The following is a 15,343-nucleotide window of genomic DNA, read 5'->3' as shown; positions in this document are numbered from 1 at the left end:
TTGTCCGTCAGGTGGCAATCGCGGTTACGGTTTCGACGATTTCAAAGGTTCCGAAACTGTCCATCAACATCTTGACGACCAGGTGCCATCCATCGACCAAGACGAACAGCAGCAGTTTGAACGGAAGCGAAATCACGGCGGGCGGAAGCATCAGCATCCCCATCGAAATCGTGACGCTGGCGACAACCAAATCGACGATCAGGAAGGGGAGGTAAATCTGGAACCCCATCAAGAACGACGTCTTGAGTTCACTGAGCATGTAGGCAGGAAGTAAAGCTTGAAGCGGGATCATTTCCCAGTTCTCGGGCTCGGCACCATTCGGGTCGACGTACCGGTAAAACAACAACACGTCGTCATGATTCTCGGCCACATCGATTTGCCTAGCCATGAAGTCACGGATCGGCTGCACTCCCTTTTCCCAAGCTTCCGTGGAATCCATCGAAATTTCGGGGTCGGTATAGGGAACGATGGCATCGTTGTAGACCTGTTTCCAGACCGGTGTCATCACAAACAGCGTCATGAACAGCGCGATGCTGGTCATCACTTGGCTGGGAGGCAGGGATTGCAAACCAATTGCCTGTCGAAGCAGGCCCAGGACGACGATGATCCGCACATAGCAGGTTGTCATCAACAATAGGGCCGGAGCCAGACTGACAACGGTTAGCAGCAGCATGATCTGCAGACTGCTGCTTAATCCTTCCGGACTGGTCCATCGCTCAGGGCCTCCCGCAACGAAATCAAGAGGCGAATCCAGGACCGGGCGCCCCATGTCTTCAGCCGTTAGCAACGTCGGTTCCGACATTTCAACGGCCTGTTCAGGAAGCAGCGTCTCTTGCCCAGCGACCGAAGGCATCCCTCCGCAAACAATCACTAGCGCAATCGCTAGCTTCGTCATTAGAGAAATCGATATTTGTTGGATTTGCCGCACGGCCACAGGACCCTCCTTGGTGCCAATGATCACGTGTCCAAGAGTACGGAGAATCGACTTTAGACGAAATAGGAATTTTGCCGCTTTTTAGCAAACCCGCCCAAACCTCATCCAAAACGCTAGCAAAGAAAACACCCGGTGGGAGTTGGGAGTTGGAAGTTGGGAGTTGGGAGTTGGGAGTTGGGAGTTGGGAGTTGGGAGTTGGGAGTTGGGAGTTGGGAGTTGGAAGCTGGAAGCTGGAAAATGGAAAATGGAAAATGGAAAATGGAAAATGGAAGCTGGAAAATGGAAAATGGAAAATGGAAAATGGAAAATGGAAAATGGAAAATGGAAAATGGAAAATGGAGAATGGAGAATGGAGAATGGAGAATGGAGAATGGAGAATTTTCCAATTCTCATTTTGTAATTTGCAATCTCGCACGCGGTTCGTAGCATCTCGTACCACACAACGCGATCAGAAGAAGCCTTTGCGTCAGATACCTCCCCGCTCCTCACTCCCCACTCCCACCTCCCCGCTCCTCACTCCCACCTCCCCGCTCCCAACTCCGCCTCCTCAACCGTGTAAAATAACTTTTAAACAAAACCACCACGAACCAGCCTCCTCTCCACGGCACTGATGATGTTTCCCTTGAAAGCTTTAGCGATGCGAGTGAATCGACCTCTGGTTGGGGTGACGGCGGTGATTCTTTTGGCTCTGTTCGTCGATGTCGGATCGAGCAAAGCCGAATCGGGGGCTCGCCCCAATATCGTTTTGATCATGGCTGATGATCTTGGTTTTTCGGATCTGGGCTGTTATGGCGGAGAGATTGAAACACCTAACTTGGATGCTTTGGCATCGGCGGGGCTTCGCTTTACGCAGTTTTATAACACTGCAAAATGCCATTCTTCACGCGTCTCTCTGCTGACCGGGCTGTACTGCGATCAAGCGGGAAGTGAAAGCCTGAACAGAGGTGCGACGATTGCCGAAACGCTTCAGCCCGCCGGCTATCAGACGGCGATGGTTGGTAAATGGCATCTCTCCAAGCAGCCGACCGATTTTGGGTTTCAGACTTACTGGGGCCATCTGTCAGGAGCGACCAACTACTTCACCGGCGATCAAACGTTTCGCAAGAACGGAGAACCATGGCAGGTGCCCGCCGAACTGAATGGGCGTCCGTTCTATACGACCCATGCGGTCGCCGACTTTGCAATCGAGTCGATCGACGCCATGGTGCAGGAGGAAAGCCCCTTCTTTCTCTATTGCGCGTTTAATGCGCCGCACTATCCGTTGCAGGCTCCCGAAGAGGCGGTGCGTAAATACAAAGGACGTTTTGATGCCGGCTGGGATGTGCTTCGCGAACGCCGCCACCGTCGGCAGCTGGATTCGGGTTTGCTGCCCGAAAAGTGGTCGCTCAGCCCGCGTCCCGATCACATCCCTGCTTGGGACCGTTTGTCGAAAAAGGAACAGGCCTGGGAAGCGGAACGAATGGAAGTCTACGCAGCGATGGTCGACCTGCTTGACCAGAACGTCGGCCGGATTGTGGATCGTCTGCGTCAGCAGAATGCGTTAGATAACACGATCGTCCTGTTTTGCAGCGATAATGGAGCTTGCCCGTTCGAGCGAACCAAACGGCGGGATCTACGGCCTTGGGATCCCGATTCATACTGGACCTATGACGCCGCGTGGGCCCACTTGGGGAACACGCCGTTTCGGTTGTACAAGCAGAATCAGCACGAGGGAGGTATTTCCAGTCCGCTGATCGTCCATTGGCCAGCGGGGCTGAAAACCGCTCCAGGGACACTCACTCGGCAACCGGCCCACCTGGTTGATTTTATGGCGACCTGTCTTGATCTAGCCGACGCGTCGTATCCGCAGAAAATCGCTGAGCGGAAGATCGATCCGCTTCAAGGTAAGACACTGCTCCCCATTTTCGCAGGACAGAACCGCCAGCCTCACGAATCGTTGTACTTTCATTTCGGCACCGATCGAGCACTCCGCCAGGGGGACTGGAAATTGGTTTCTGCCAAACTTGGAAAGTGGGAGCTGTACAACTTGCAAGACGATCGGACGGAAACCAATGATTTGGCTGACCAGCATCCTCAACGCGTTGAGGAAATGGCCGCCGAGTGGTTTCGAATCGCAAAAAAAACCGAGCGTTTGAAAGGCAAACAGCTCAGGCCGGTAAAGAATTCTCGCGTGCCGCTTAAGTTTCGCAAAGATACCGCATCGCAGCTTCTTAAATAGATTGGCAAAACCTATTCATTGCAGATAGCGAACCTACTGGTAATCGCGAACCGTTTCGATCGCCTTCAGCATTTCAGGCCATAGGATGTCATGCACATCGATTGGTTGCCCGATCCCTTCCAGCATGGTGACCGTCAGACGACCACCCAGGTGCTGGCGGAATTCTTCCAGTCCGATACGGAGGTTTTCAGGGTCAGCCAAAATCGGATCGGTAATCGGTAGTTTTAGGTTTAGCAGGCAATCGAGAACCTGTTTGGCCGCGGCCTCGGGAAAGCCGTGGACCAACGAGCTGTAGACGGTATCGATTGCGACGCCAATGGCGACCGCATCCCCGTGGGCAATGTCGTAATCCGACAGCGGTTCCATACGATGAGCCGACCAATGTCCAAAATCGAGAGGGCGTGCCTCCAGCATTTCGAAAGGATCTCCACCGCGGGTGATATGCTCCAGATGCATTTGCACCGAAGCGGCGATTGCCGATGTCACCGCCTGCGGTTCCCTCGCGGCAATTTTAGAAGCGTTATTGCATAGGTTCTGAAATCCGGTAGGGCTTTTTAGCAGGGCCACTTTGACCGCTTCACTAAAACCGCAGCGGAAGGCAGCGTCGGGCAGATGATTCAGCAGTTGGCGGTCATTGATGACTCCCCAAGGGACCGCGAACGTTCCCTTCCAGTTCTTTTTATGGAACCAGTTGACGGCTGTTTTTACGCCCACTCCTGAATCGGCTTGGGCAAGCGTGGTGGTGGGAAGGCGAACCAAGCGAATCCCACGGTGTGCAATCGAAGCGGCGAATCCGACGGCATCCAGGACCGCTCCGCCGCCGATCACGATCACGTAGCTGCGGCGGTCAAGATCGTCTTCATTGAAGCGGCTGAGCAGATGGTCGATCAATTTCGGATCATTTTTACAGCTCTCACCCCCCACGATGGTTTCGATCGGGCTGGTTAGCTGAATGCTGTCTGGCCGGCTGTTGAGGACTTCATCGATTCGTTCGCAAAGTCCTGTAGCCGCTTGGACTAGGTGGCTGTCGATCCAAACCTGAACTTTGGCCGGTTCGGTCCCCGAAGGTTGCAATAAATCAAGCAAAACCTTTGCATCGCTACCAAATACGTCGTCCGTCATCCGAAATCGATGGACTTGCGGAATAGCAAAGGAAATATCGATTGACGAGAAATCGCTGGGCATTCCGAATCTGATACTAAAGCGGCAAGGTAGGAAGTGAGGAAGCGACATCTTAGAGGCTTTTTGATGAATCGTCTGCCCGCCTGTTGAACTCCGCTAATTCCGCTCGCCATCACCCCCGTCTGGACGGTACAATGGCGTCGCTCTGGCACACGTCGCAATCCTGTTTCCAGGAACCCCATGTTTGGTTTTCGGCTCGCTTTCGAATTTCCCGGTTACCTCTGGTTGCTGATTGGAATTCCCTTTCTGTGGTGGGGCAGCTTTCGTGCGTTAGCGCCACTCGGTTTCTTTCGCCGCTGGCTTGCCCTTTTCTTTCGGACGTTGGTCTTAACGGGATTGGTTCTCGCTTTGGCGGGCGTGCAGTTGGTTTGGACCAGTGATCGAGTGACGGTGATGTACCTGCTTGATCAAAGTGAGAGCATCCCCGAAGCGAAACGCCAGTTGATGCTTGACTATGTGATCCGCAATGTCAGCCGTCACCGCGATGTGGCTCGAGAGGATCGAGCCGGGATCATTGTTTTCGGCCGCGAAGCGACGATTGAAATTCCGCCGTTTGACGACAATATTCCCAAGATCCGGCGGCTGGAAAGTTATATCGGCCGCCGAGACGCCACCAGTTTGGAATCGGCTTTGGTCCTGGCTCAGGCGGCGATGCCCGCCGATACCTCACGCCGGTTGGTGATCGTCACCGACGGGAATGAGAATCTTGGTGATGGCCAAAAGCTTGCGGCTCGTTTAGCCGAATCCGGAATTGGGATCGATGTCGTCCCGATTGTGCTGGAATCCAAGGCGGAAGTCCTGGTCGAAAAAGTCGATCTGCCAAGCGACATTCGCAAAGGACAGCCCTTTGAAGCTCGCGTGGTCGTGAATGCCTATACCGATGGGGAAGACGCGCCTCCGGTGCAGGGACGTTTGCAGGTCACGCGGCTTAACAGCGAAGCAAGTGAATCAAGCGGACGTGAAGAACTGCTGTTGGACCAGCCCACGACGCTTAAGTCAGGGAAAAACGTTTTTTCCCTTCAGGATCAAATCGACCAACCTGCTCCCTACACCTACAAGGCTCGATTTGTACCGGACGAAAGTTTCGATGATGGAATCAAAGAGAACAACGAAGCCTCCGCCTATACCTATATCCGTGGACAAGGTCGGGTGCTGTTGATTGAGGACTTTAGCAATCGAGGTCAATACGATTTGATGGCCCAGCGGTTGCGAACGGCCAATATTGAAGTCGTGATCCGCCCCAGCGATCAACTGTTTGGATCGCTGGCCGAATTGCAAGCCTACGATGCGGTGATCCTTGCCGGCGTTCCTCGCGTAAGCGGAGACGCCGGCGATACGATCGTCACCTTTGATGATGATAAAGTCGACATGCTGGTTCGCAATACACAGCGACTGGGGGCGGGGCTGCTGATGATTGGAGGCCCTGAAGCTTTCGGAGCCGGTGGATGGACCGGGACCAAACTGGAAGAAGCGATGCCGGTCGACTTTCAGGTAAAGAACAAGAAGGTCGAAGCGGTTGGGGCCTTGGCGATGATCATGCACGCCTGCGAAATGGCACAAGGTAACTATTGGCAAAAGGTGATTGCCAATTCGGCTTTGGAACAATTAGGTCCGGTCGATGAAGCGGGAGTCCTGCACTGGAATATGGCGGGTGATAGTTGGCTTTGGGGAGGCAGTAATGGGTTGTTGCCCGTCGGTCCCAACAAACCTGCGATGCTGGCGGCGGTCCGGCGGATGACCCCCGGTGATATGCCTGCGTTTGATAATTCCATGCGGATGGCAGCGGCCAGCCTAAAGCGTTCGAATGCCTCCATGAAACATTGCATCATCATCAGTGACGGGGATCCTTCGCCGCCCACCGGTAGCACGATCGCAGCTTTTCGCGATAACAAAATTACGATTTCGACGGTCGCCGTCGCCGGTCATGGGACAACCGGAAGTAATCGCCTGCGGGATATCGCAACGCAGACCGGTGGGAAGTATTACGAAGTGCGGAATGCTAAGGCGCTGCCAAGGATCTTCCAACGCGAAGCCCGCCGCGTCGCACGACCGTTGGTCTACGAAAATGCCAGTGGGGTGGCTCCTGAAATCGTTTATCCGCATCCAGCCTTGGAGGGGATCGATACGCTGCTGCCGCCGATCACCGGGTTTGTTCTGACTCAAACCAAAAATAGTCCTCTGGCACAGGTTCTGATTCGCTCGCCGCTGCCCGTTGAAGAAGAAAATTCGACGATCCTTGCGGTTTGGAATTATGGATTGGGGCGAACCGCTGTCCTTACCACCGATAGTGGCGGACGCTGGGCTCAATCTTGGAATGATTGGGGGGACTACGATAAATTCTTCAGTCAAACGGTTCGCTGGTTAATGCGTCCGACAGGTGACACGGGCAAGTTCGATTTGGCGACCCAGGTTCGTGATGGCCAAGTGCAGGTTGTGGTCTCTGCACTTGATAAAGAGGATGCGTTCCTCAATTTTCTTGATATGAACGCGTCTGCGGTCGGCCCCGAAATGCAAGACATCCCTCTGCAAATGCAGCAGACCGCTCCGGGACGTTACGTTGGTTCATTTCCCGCCGATCAAGCGGGAAGCTATTTCGTCAATATTTCTCCGCAGGCCGGTTCGGCTCCGCTGACCACGGGAGTGACCGTCCCCTATTCGGAAGAATTTCGCGTACGTGACACCAATCAGGCTCTGTTGGACGCCCTTGCCAAATCGAAGCCAAGTGGCGGATCGGAAGGCCAAGTTACCGAGCCGTTGGCAGCGGAATCGATGGATGACGTCGTCGGTCACGATGCGTTTCGCACCGGGTTGGCTCTCGCACGGAGCATGCGGGATGCTTGGCCATGGTTTGTGTTTGTCGCATGCTGTTTGTTTTTGGGCGATGTGATGGTTCGCCGCGTCGCCATTTCATTCGATTGGGTCGGCCGCTTGTTTGCCACGCCAGGGAACGAATCGCAAGAGGCCCCCTCGCGGTTGAAGGCCCTGCAGGAACGGAAGCAGGCGTTAGGCGAATCGATTGATCGTCGTCGTGCCGCCGTTCGATTTGAACCGGAACCCGAAGCGGATGCCAGCTCGATCCAAGGGAAAGCGTCGGCAGCCAAAGACCGGAAGGATCGCAGCGATCTTCCCAAAACTCGACCCTCCGATGCGCCCGCTTCGTTGACGCCCCAGCCAGATGCCAAAACCTATACCGAACGTTTGCTCGAAGCCAAGCGAAGAGCCCGCAAAGACAAAGAGGAATAGCATGTCGAATCAAGCGAAACGCGATTCCAGCGACGGCTTTGTCTTTCCAAACCGTGTTTGGAGTTCCCATTGCCCTCGGAAATGCAGCGTGGGCACTCCGGTGCGGAGGGACCGATCGGTTTTATCGGCTCCGTTACAATCGAACCTTACAATGTCCCAGTGTCTGACAGAATGAACCTGCACCGATTGTAGGTCAGCGAAGATCTCTTCGCGTCGCCGCAACGTGTCCAACGTGTTAAACTCCTCTGCCCTACCCTTCATCTTCTACTCGCTCTGATCTATGCCCATGTCGAACGTCGCTGAATCCATGCAGGAACGTGCTGAGGAATTCCGAAATCGTTACGCTGCCGTTCGCGAGGCGATCGGCAAAGTGATTGTGGGGCATGATGATATTGTGCATGGAGTCCTGACCGCGATGCTGTGCGGCGGACACTGTTTGTTGGAAGGGGTTCCTGGTCTTGGCAAGACGATGCTGGTGCGAACATTGTCGGAGGTGCTTGATCTGCAGTTCAGTCGCGTGCAGTTCACTCCAGACTTGATGCCCGCGGATATCCTGGGCACCAACATGATCGTCGAAGATGACAATGGTCGGCGTCGCTTTGAATTCCAGCGGGGCCCTGTCTTCACTCAGATTCTACTGGCGGACGAAATCAACCGAGCAACGCCGAAAACTCAATCGGCAATGTTGGAAACGATGCAGGAGGGGACGGTGACCGCTGCCGGTAAACGATATGTTTTGGACCAACCGTTTTTCGTTCTCGCGACACAAAATCCGATCGAACAAGAGGGGACGTATCCTCTGCCTGAAGCTCAGTTGGATCGCTTTCTCTTTAAGCTAGTGGTCGGTTATAGCAGCCGCGAAGATTTGGCCGTCATTGTCGACCGGACCACACGTGGCGAGAAGATCGAACTGGAAAAGGTGATGGACGGTTCGGAAATCTTGAATTGGCAGAAACTGGTTCGCGAGGTGATCTTAGCGCCTCACGTTCAGGATTATTTGGTGCGGCTGACGTTGGCGACTCATCCGGACGGCCCTTATGCCGCCCCGGCAACCAATCAGTACGTTCGCTGGGGTAGCAGTCCCCGCGGTGCTCAGACGATGGCCCTCGCGTCCAAGGTGCGGGCGCTGTTGGAAGGTCGTTACAACGTCAGTTTCGAAGATGTCCGCCGAGTCTTCCTGCCGGCGATGAGGCACCGAGTCTTATTGAACTTCGAAGCGCAGGCAGAAGGGATCGACGCCGACCAAGTGTTGCTGGAGATCCTAGAAAAGGTTCCAGAAAAGGCCGAGTAGACGAACAAGCAAGTTTCAATCGCATAGCGGCAGCGAGCAAGCCGACCGGCCACCGGACTCAGCCATCCTTTATTAGCGGCAGGGCGCGAGCCCTCTGGCCAATCCTGGGCGCCGCTGCCGGACGGCTCGCGCCGTTCCGCTAAGAAGGTAGATGGTGTCAGACGCGAGCCCTCCGGCCAATCTTGGGCGCCGCTGCCGGACGGCTCGCGCCGTTCCGCTAAGAAGGTAGATGGTGTCAGACGCAAGCCCTCCGGCCAATCCTGGGCGCCGCTGCCGGACGGCTCGCGCCGTTCCGCTAAGAAGGTAGATGGTGTCAGACGCGAGCCCTCCGGCCAATCCTGGGCGCCGCTGCCGGACGGATCGCGTCGTTCCGCTACGAAAGTAGATCGCATTGGGCTCGCCCCCTGCCGCAAGGAATGCTTGCCCTGCGGCTATAAATCGCGACGATTTGAAACGGGGGCTAGTTTGACTAATCGTTAGACTCCCCGTGACCGATACCTTACTTGCGTGCCTTGGTTCCATCGAAAAATTGGCGAAATGGGGCCGGAGATCTTCCCGACTTCGACGATTGGCCTTAAATGGACATTGCTAGCTCATTGGTTTTATCGACAGCCCTCCGCTCGGGGCGAGCTGCGATGCAAATGGCCAGCGAGGGCGTCGAGGGGTTTGCCCAGCAGCTAGCGGGGATTGGTCAATCGACCGAGGGTACGGAAGCCATATCGGCGGCCGATTCCGAAAAAAAAATACTCGATCAGGCAATTTCTCGAGTCCAGGAATGGCTGTCAGAACGTGGGATTTCGATGAATTCGGGGCTGCAGCTAAGCTTCTCCGAAGGGCAAATTACAAGCGTTCAGAGTACCTCGCCCGAGGTAAATGAGACGGAATCCCTAGAAAATTTGCCGGAGGCCTTGAATCAGGATCCGGAACTGACCAGAATCTTGGCTCAGGTTCCAGAGGAGGCATCGCGGGGAGTCCTTCAAATTCCCCCCCGCCAAGCACTCTTGACGGCAACGTCCCTCCTAGGGAACATGGGAAATAGCTCCGGAGGATATCCGAATTGGTGAGGAGGCTGATTCGAAATCAGTTGCCCCGCAAGGGGTTGCGGGTTCGAGTCCCGTGTCCTCCGCTTGCTTCAAAACACCGCCTGAAACATCAAGTTTTAGGCGGTGTTTTTTTATTGGCACACTGCTGTGCTGCAAGGTTGTCACCTTTATCGTGATCCTTGTCGGTGTTCGATGGGGTGTTGTCGCCGCCGTTCAGTCGCAGCTGATCCATCTTGCGACGTGACTCTTCGTCGTTGCGGTGGTTGTCGTGTCGCACCATTTCGCGGTCTGCATGGCCGAGCAACGGTCGACTTACTGACGCCAGCCTTCAATCTCTTGTCGTGGTTTGCAGTCCAGAACGCAAACGCAGGCGATCCTTTTTCATCGGAAACCTTCGCATTGCGAACGAGCTCGCGAAACGTTTGTCGCAGCGACTTGTGCAAAAACTAATCAAGTGAACCTCCCGGTCAGAACTTTTGCTCGGCGGTAAGGTGTTTGCTCGCGAAACGCTGTCAGCCTTAACGTCCGGTTCCACTGTTGCCCGGAAGTTATCGAACAGCGCCATTACCCGACCGGTTGAACTGGTCGGGGCGGATAACCTTGGGGCGACCGTTGGAAACCGAGAGCATGGTTTGTCCTTCCATACTTTGTCCCAGTCGCCTACTACGGTCGGTGTGACGTTTGCCCTTTAGGTTGGGTCCTGCGAGTAGATCAGGGCCGTGTACGGCGGCAGGTCGATGCGGGCTCGGAAGGCCTGTCCGTCGTAGGGGGCGGAGATCGCCTGCAGGTCACCGGTGGCGTTGCCGCCGAAGTCTTCGCTGTAGGCGGCGCGGTCGCTGCTGAAGCGACGTTTCCATGTTCCGTCAGCGGGTAACCCGAATTCGTAATCGCTGAAATGCTGATTGGCGAAGTTCACGATCACGATGGTGTCGTCACCAGCACCGCCGCCGTAACTGCGGCGATAACCAATCACCTTGTCATGGTTGTTGAAATGAAAGACGTCGATGTGCTGACCTGTCAAACCTCTCGTGTTCCCCTTTTCGTTTAATCGCAAGCGGATCAGATCACGAGTCAGTTTGATTGTGCCGCCTTCTTCGCTTGCCTTGTCCCAGTCCAGTTCGTCTGCGTCCTGAAACCAGCCATCTTCGAGAAACTCTTGACCCTGAAACAGCATCGGAATGCCGGGGGACGTCAACGTTAAAGCGATCCCCAGCGTGGCACGTTTTCTCGCGTACCAGTTGTCCGGATCGGCCTCATCCACTTCGCTGGGAACACGTGATTTTCCGTTGGCGACTTCGTCGTGGGATTCGGTGTAAACGACGCGTTGAAAAGCATCACAATTGTAATAGTTATTTAATGCGTCTCGGACTTTGTTCATGTCACGACTGGCGTCGTCGGGCTGGGTAATCGCTTCGCGAATCGGGTGAACAAACCCAGCGTCCCACTGCGTAGCGAAACCGGCTCCCCCTTCGATGTCGGACTTTGTTAGGTATTCATTGTCTTGAAGATCTTCGGCGATCGTGATGGCCGACGGTTTGAAAGCATGGATTTCTCGGTTGATCCACTGCGTTAGTCCCCAGCCTTCGGGGATCTCATGCTGACCGCTGGCATCAATGCTGCGAATGTACAGCGTCATGTCGTAACGTAGGCCGTCGACGTGATAGTCCTTCAACCACATCAATGCATTGTCACGGATGTAGGATCGCACCTCACCTCGGCCGTAATCGGGACGGGTGTCGCCCCACGGGGTTTTGCTGCGGTGATCATTGTAAAAATAGATTCCGCCTTTGCCGTTTTCGCTCCAGCCATCGAATTGCCAGAGGTCTAGATCGCTGGGGCCGAAGTGGTTGTAGACGACGTCCAAGATGATCGCAAATCCAGCTTTGTGGGCTTCGCGGACGAAGGTTTTAAATCCACGGGGCCCGCCGTAAGCGGATTCGATCGCGTAGGGATGTGCGGGGTTGTAGCCCCATGAAAGGTCTCCTGCAAATTCAGCGATCGGCATGATTTGCAGGGCATTGACGCCAAGGGCTTTCAAGTGGTTAAACTTCTTGGCGAATTCGGCAAACGTTCCGACCTCGTTGTCGCCATCGCGAAAAAACGTCCCGATATGTGTTTCATAGATAACCAATTCGTTCCAAGCTGGCATCGTGAAATCGTCGCCTTGCCACGCGAATTGCGGGTCGTGGACGATACCATTGCCGACGGAGTTGGTCACTTCACGGACTCGTGGATCGATCCGTTGAAACGTTTTGTCACCATTGGTGATTTCGTATTTGTATTCGTCACCCGGCTTGGCATTTCCAACAACCGCCAGCCAGCACCCGCTTTCTTCGCGATCCATCGGATTCGCGTCAGAAGCCCACTCATTAAAATCACCGATGACGCAGACGCTGGAAGCATTGGGAGCCCAGACTCGAAAGGCGACTCCCTCCTCAAGGATGATCGCTCCCATGCCCTCAATATGTAAGTTCGATTCAGCGGTATGCGTTTGTCCTAATCTGACGTCCGTACTCATCGGAGCTACCTTCTCGGTTGGGGCTGCTGTCTGAACGATGAAGTCATTCCAACAGGGCAGTAAGAAGTAAAAAGGAAATTGGTTTATGGGCGTTTGGAATCTTGGGCGAATCGCTTAAGGAAATAAGAACTCTTCTTATTCCTAAGGATGTTGCTCAGGGTTCCACTGCATCGGATTGGGGGATGCCTTCGCCCAACAGTCGGCTGATTTGGTCGAACAATTCATCAAACTGGACGGGTTTCGCTTGGAAACCGTCGCAGCCCGCTGCGATCGCTCGTGCTTCGTCGTCCGGCAGCGCGTACGCGGTTAGAGCAATGACGGGGATTCTGTTTTCGGCGTCTGCCGCGCGGATTTGCATGGTCGCTTCCAGACCATCCAGTTCGGGCATGTTGATGTCCATCAGAATCAACGAGGGAGCCGCTTGAGCGGTCGCCAAAACGGCTTCCAGCCCGTTTTTTGCAGTGACAACCGTGTACCCCTGCCGTTGTAATTTAATCGTCATCATTTCGCGGATGTCGTCGTGATCGTCGACAAGAAGTATTGTGGTCATCGTCGCACCGTTGGATGGAGTTTGATTGTTTGATTGTTTGTTTGATTCAGGAAGTTACTTCAAGCGATGCTTCGGGATCGGTCGGAATCTCTGTGTTCGGTGGGACACGCCTTCGCTTTACAATGGATTGAACTTTGGCGTGCGTCTGTGAATAGGAGGTCGTCATACTGGTCGCGCCCGCCTTGCGAAACCGGACAAATAGCCTGTCGAAGTTCTTGAATTTCCCCAGGCATGAAATCACAATCGGTCCGTTATATTTCCCGCTGCGAATCGATTTGCAAAGGTAGCGGGCCTGAGCAAACCCACCCTGTGGCAAAACGACGATAACAACAACGGCTGGCTCGCTATCTACGATTCGCCGGACGACTTCTTGAGGGAGGGTTTCGTCGTCGATGCTGATCAGTGCATGCTCCCCTGCCCCGCTAATACGAAGCAGATTTAGGATCAGCGATTCACTGAAGTGATGGGACGTGCATCCGATGACCACCGGCAGTTCCGCGGCAACGTCTGTAGCAGGAACGTTTGCATCGGTAATGTTTGCATCGGGCACGTCAGGATCGGTCGCTGGTGCGTCGGTTGGTTTGTCCAGCCGGGCAATTAGGCCTCCTGCCATCGCGAATAAGCGACTTGCATCGGTACCACTCAAGTGTTCCGAGTCATGGTCCATGCGAATACGTTTTAGCGTCGGAACGATTACGTCATCACAGGCTGAATTGAAGTCCGAATGGTTGACCTGATGCTGCAGTAATTCGGCCGCTCGGTGTTCATCCCCGGCAAGCATTCGCTGGTAGAACCGCATCGACGCTTTAATTTCGACTTCTTCTCCAAACAGTGTCGAGAGGATTTTGAAACGTGGGACATAACGCCCAAGCACCACTAAGCAAACGGTCAGTGGAGTCGACAACAGGAGCCCCACAGGGCCCCAAAGCCAGCCCCAGAATACGGCTGCGATGATGACGGCTACTGCGGAGATCCCTGTGCTGGCTCCATATAGCCACGGTTCCAGGATATTGTTGCTTAGCAATTCCATTACCACGATCAGAGCCAGCACTGCGGCAAAAACGCCATAGCCTGGGAAGACCGAAAGTGCGATTGCGAGCGGAAAGATCGCTGCGGCGGTTGGTCCAAGGTAGGGAACAAAGCGTAAGCAGGTTGCCAGGGCACCCCAAAGGATCGCATTAGGAAAAAATCCCTCCTCGGTCATCGTCACCCCGATGACAGCCAAGCCGATCGATAGGACAAAACCGTAGGAAGTATTGACGATCGTTTGCGCGATTAAGTAGCGGCTGATCCGGGCAGCGGCTTCGTCAATTGCTTCGGTCGTCGTTACGTAATTGCCGTGGCTGACGACCGCGATAATGCGGTCGCGTAAATCTTCACGGTGAATCAACATAAACAACGCAAAGACACTGACCAAGCCAGCCGTTGCCAGCGGGCCCAGTACGGTACCCGCGGTCGTCGCCCAGGATGCCAGTGGTAAATCGCTTTGAACCTCTTTGATGAACAGGGGCGTCTTCGCCGAAGTGCCATCGTTGGCAATTTCCGCATCTTCGCTTCCGTCCACCGGGAGAAGCTTTTTGGTCCACTCCTGGAAGATCGAATCGTTCTCCGAAGGTTTTACTTTCCTTTCGGTTTCGGCACCCTTCTCCATTGCCTCGCTTACCTCGTCGGCAAGTTTGTCCAGGGATCCACCGACGCCGCTGGTCAATCCAGCGACACTCCTTGCCTTGGCGACTAATTCGTCTTTGTGCTGCGGAAGGTCGCCGACCAAAGTGGTCAATTCACGACCAAGCAGCGTGAATCCGGCAGCTAGTAGAAGAAAGGCTACTAAGGCGGTCGAAACAACCGCGGCAACATTGGGAATTCCCATTCTTTGCAAGCGATTGACGACCGGGCTGAGCAGAAACGAAAGCAACAATCCGAGTGCAAGTGGAATAAAAACGTCACGTGCAAAGAACAGGGCCGCGACGGTCAGGACAACCGCAAGCAATTGAGCAACCGCAGCGATGGTTGCAAGATCGGATTTGGGTTTGACCATTCAGTGGATCGCAGAGGGATTAAGGTTACTGTCCAGGACGGCCATGCGGATGTACTCTCACTTAACATCAAGCAAACGCTCCCGAAATAAACACCAAGCAAACACTGTACCAAACGGTTTTTCCTAAGGGAGCAAACAACCTGGGAATCTGGGAAATCGCATATTCGCACCTCGGATCACTCGCTAGAATGACGGGGGTCAAAGAGGACTCCCAAGGGCGAGGACCTGTTTGATCCGCGAATCATAGCGGTCTTCGCCCGGATTCTTGCTCATGCGTCGTAGGCGTTGTCAGAAATTCTCGCATAATGGAACTCCCTTTGCTCAGG

At 54.5% G+C, this 15,343-nt stretch carries 11 protein-coding genes and 1 tRNA gene; 6 read left to right on the top strand and 6 right to left on the bottom strand.

Annotated features, from left to right (window positions below):
• Window positions 1-7: 7 nt before the first annotated feature.
• Window positions 8-895 carry a flagellar type III secretion system pore protein FliP gene (fliP, locus tag FF011L_RS21320; protein ID WP_145354006.1) on the bottom strand — a complete coding sequence of 296 codons (888 nt, stop codon included), beginning with the start codon at window positions 893-895 and terminating at the stop codon, window positions 8-10.
• Between the two features lie 199 nt (window positions 896-1,094).
• On the opposite strand from fliP, the gene FF011L_RS21315 reads away from it, so the two are divergent.
• On the top strand, window positions 1,095-1,334 hold the full coding sequence (locus FF011L_RS21315; RefSeq protein ID WP_218932788.1) for a hypothetical protein: 240 nt from the start codon (window positions 1,095-1,097) through the stop codon (window positions 1,332-1,334).
• 213 nt (window positions 1,335-1,547) lie between these two features.
• On the top strand, window positions 1,548-3,152 hold the full coding sequence (locus tag FF011L_RS21310) for an arylsulfatase (protein ID WP_218932787.1): 1,605 nt from the start codon (window positions 1,548-1,550) through the stop codon (window positions 3,150-3,152).
• A 33-nt stretch (window positions 3,153-3,185) separates the two neighbouring features.
• Here FF011L_RS21310 and FF011L_RS21305 read toward each other — a convergent pair whose 3' ends face one another.
• On the bottom strand, window positions 3,186-4,337 hold the full coding sequence (locus FF011L_RS21305) for a 3-dehydroquinate synthase (protein ID WP_145354003.1): 1,152 nt from the start codon (window positions 4,335-4,337) through the stop codon (window positions 3,186-3,188).
• Window positions 4,338-4,514: 177 nt separating this feature from the next.
• On the opposite strand from FF011L_RS21305, the gene FF011L_RS21300 reads away from it, so the two are divergent.
• The 4 genes from FF011L_RS21300 (at window position 4,515) to FF011L_RS21285 (ending at window position 9,994) form a co-directional block, all read left to right on the top strand.
• On the top strand, window positions 4,515-7,577 hold the full coding sequence (locus tag FF011L_RS21300; protein WP_145354002.1) for a VWA domain-containing protein: 3,063 nt from the start codon (window positions 4,515-4,517) through the stop codon (window positions 7,575-7,577).
• Window positions 7,578-7,863: 286 nt separating this feature from the next.
• On the top strand, window positions 7,864-8,868 hold the full coding sequence (locus FF011L_RS21295; protein WP_145355729.1) for an AAA family ATPase: 1,005 nt from the start codon (window positions 7,864-7,866) through the stop codon (window positions 8,866-8,868).
• Window positions 8,869-9,446: 578 nt separating this feature from the next.
• On the top strand, window positions 9,447-9,932 hold the full coding sequence (locus FF011L_RS21290; RefSeq protein WP_145354001.1) for a hypothetical protein: 486 nt from the start codon (window positions 9,447-9,449) through the stop codon (window positions 9,930-9,932).
• Window positions 9,912-9,994 (top strand) — tRNA-Ser (locus tag FF011L_RS21285). The genes FF011L_RS21290 and FF011L_RS21285 overlap by 21 nt, the downstream gene beginning before the upstream one ends.
• Before the next feature lie 26 nt (window positions 9,995-10,020).
• Here FF011L_RS21285 and FF011L_RS26540 read toward each other — a convergent pair.
• From FF011L_RS26540 to FF011L_RS21270, 4 genes are all read right to left on the bottom strand, one after another.
• A complete protein-coding gene (locus FF011L_RS26540) occupies window positions 10,021-10,191 on the bottom strand; it encodes a hypothetical protein (protein WP_218932786.1) in 171 nt (56 codons plus the stop codon).
• Window positions 10,192-10,599: 408 nt separating this feature from the next.
• The gene (locus FF011L_RS21280; protein WP_246109554.1) at window positions 10,600-12,429 is read right to left on the bottom strand and encodes an alpha-amylase family glycosyl hydrolase; all 1,830 of its coding nucleotides are present in this window, start codon (window positions 12,427-12,429) and stop codon (window positions 10,600-10,602) included.
• Window positions 12,430-12,583: 154 nt separating this feature from the next.
• A complete protein-coding gene (locus FF011L_RS21275; RefSeq protein WP_145354000.1) occupies window positions 12,584-12,979 on the bottom strand; it encodes a response regulator in 396 nt (131 codons plus the stop codon).
• Window positions 12,980-13,025: 46 nt separating this feature from the next.
• Window positions 13,026-15,017: an AI-2E family transporter gene (locus FF011L_RS21270; protein ID WP_145353999.1), complete on the bottom strand. Its 1,992-nt coding sequence runs from the start codon at window positions 15,015-15,017 to the stop codon at window positions 13,026-13,028.
• Window positions 15,018-15,343: the final 326 nt, after the last annotated feature.

Source organism: Roseimaritima multifibrata, assembly GCF_007741495.1.
In the GTDB taxonomy this organism is placed as follows: Bacteria; Planctomycetota; Planctomycetia; order Pirellulales; family Pirellulaceae; genus Roseimaritima; species Roseimaritima multifibrata.
Note: the sequence above shows the minus strand (reverse complement) of the source record. Positions and strands in the feature narration are given on the sequence as shown.

Coding starts and splice junctions, on each gene's coding strand:
- fliP (WP_145354006.1), bottom strand. CDS start 895: ATGACGAAGCTAGCGATTGCGCTAGTGATTGTTTGCGGAGGGATGCCT.
- FF011L_RS21310 (WP_218932787.1), top strand. CDS start 1,548: ATGTTTCCCTTGAAAGCTTTAGCGATGCGAGTGAATCGACCTCTGGTT.
- FF011L_RS21305 (WP_145354003.1), bottom strand. CDS start 4,337: ATGCCCAGCGATTTCTCGTCAATCGATATTTCCTTTGCTATTCCGCAA.
- FF011L_RS21300 (WP_145354002.1), top strand. CDS start 4,515: ATGTTTGGTTTTCGGCTCGCTTTCGAATTTCCCGGTTACCTCTGGTTG.
- FF011L_RS21295 (WP_145355729.1), top strand. CDS start 7,864: ATGTCGAACGTCGCTGAATCCATGCAGGAACGTGCTGAGGAATTCCGA.
- FF011L_RS21290 (WP_145354001.1), top strand. CDS start 9,447: ATGGACATTGCTAGCTCATTGGTTTTATCGACAGCCCTCCGCTCGGGG.
- FF011L_RS26540 (WP_218932786.1), bottom strand. CDS start 10,191: ATGGTGCGACACGACAACCACCGCAACGACGAAGAGTCACGTCGCAAG.
- FF011L_RS21280 (WP_246109554.1), bottom strand. CDS start 12,429: ATGAGTACGGACGTCAGATTAGGACAAACGCATACCGCTGAATCGAAC.
- FF011L_RS21275 (WP_145354000.1), bottom strand. CDS start 12,979: ATGACCACAATACTTCTTGTCGACGATCACGACGACATCCGCGAAATG.
- FF011L_RS21270 (WP_145353999.1), bottom strand. CDS start 15,017: ATGGTCAAACCCAAATCCGATCTTGCAACCATCGCTGCGGTTGCTCAA.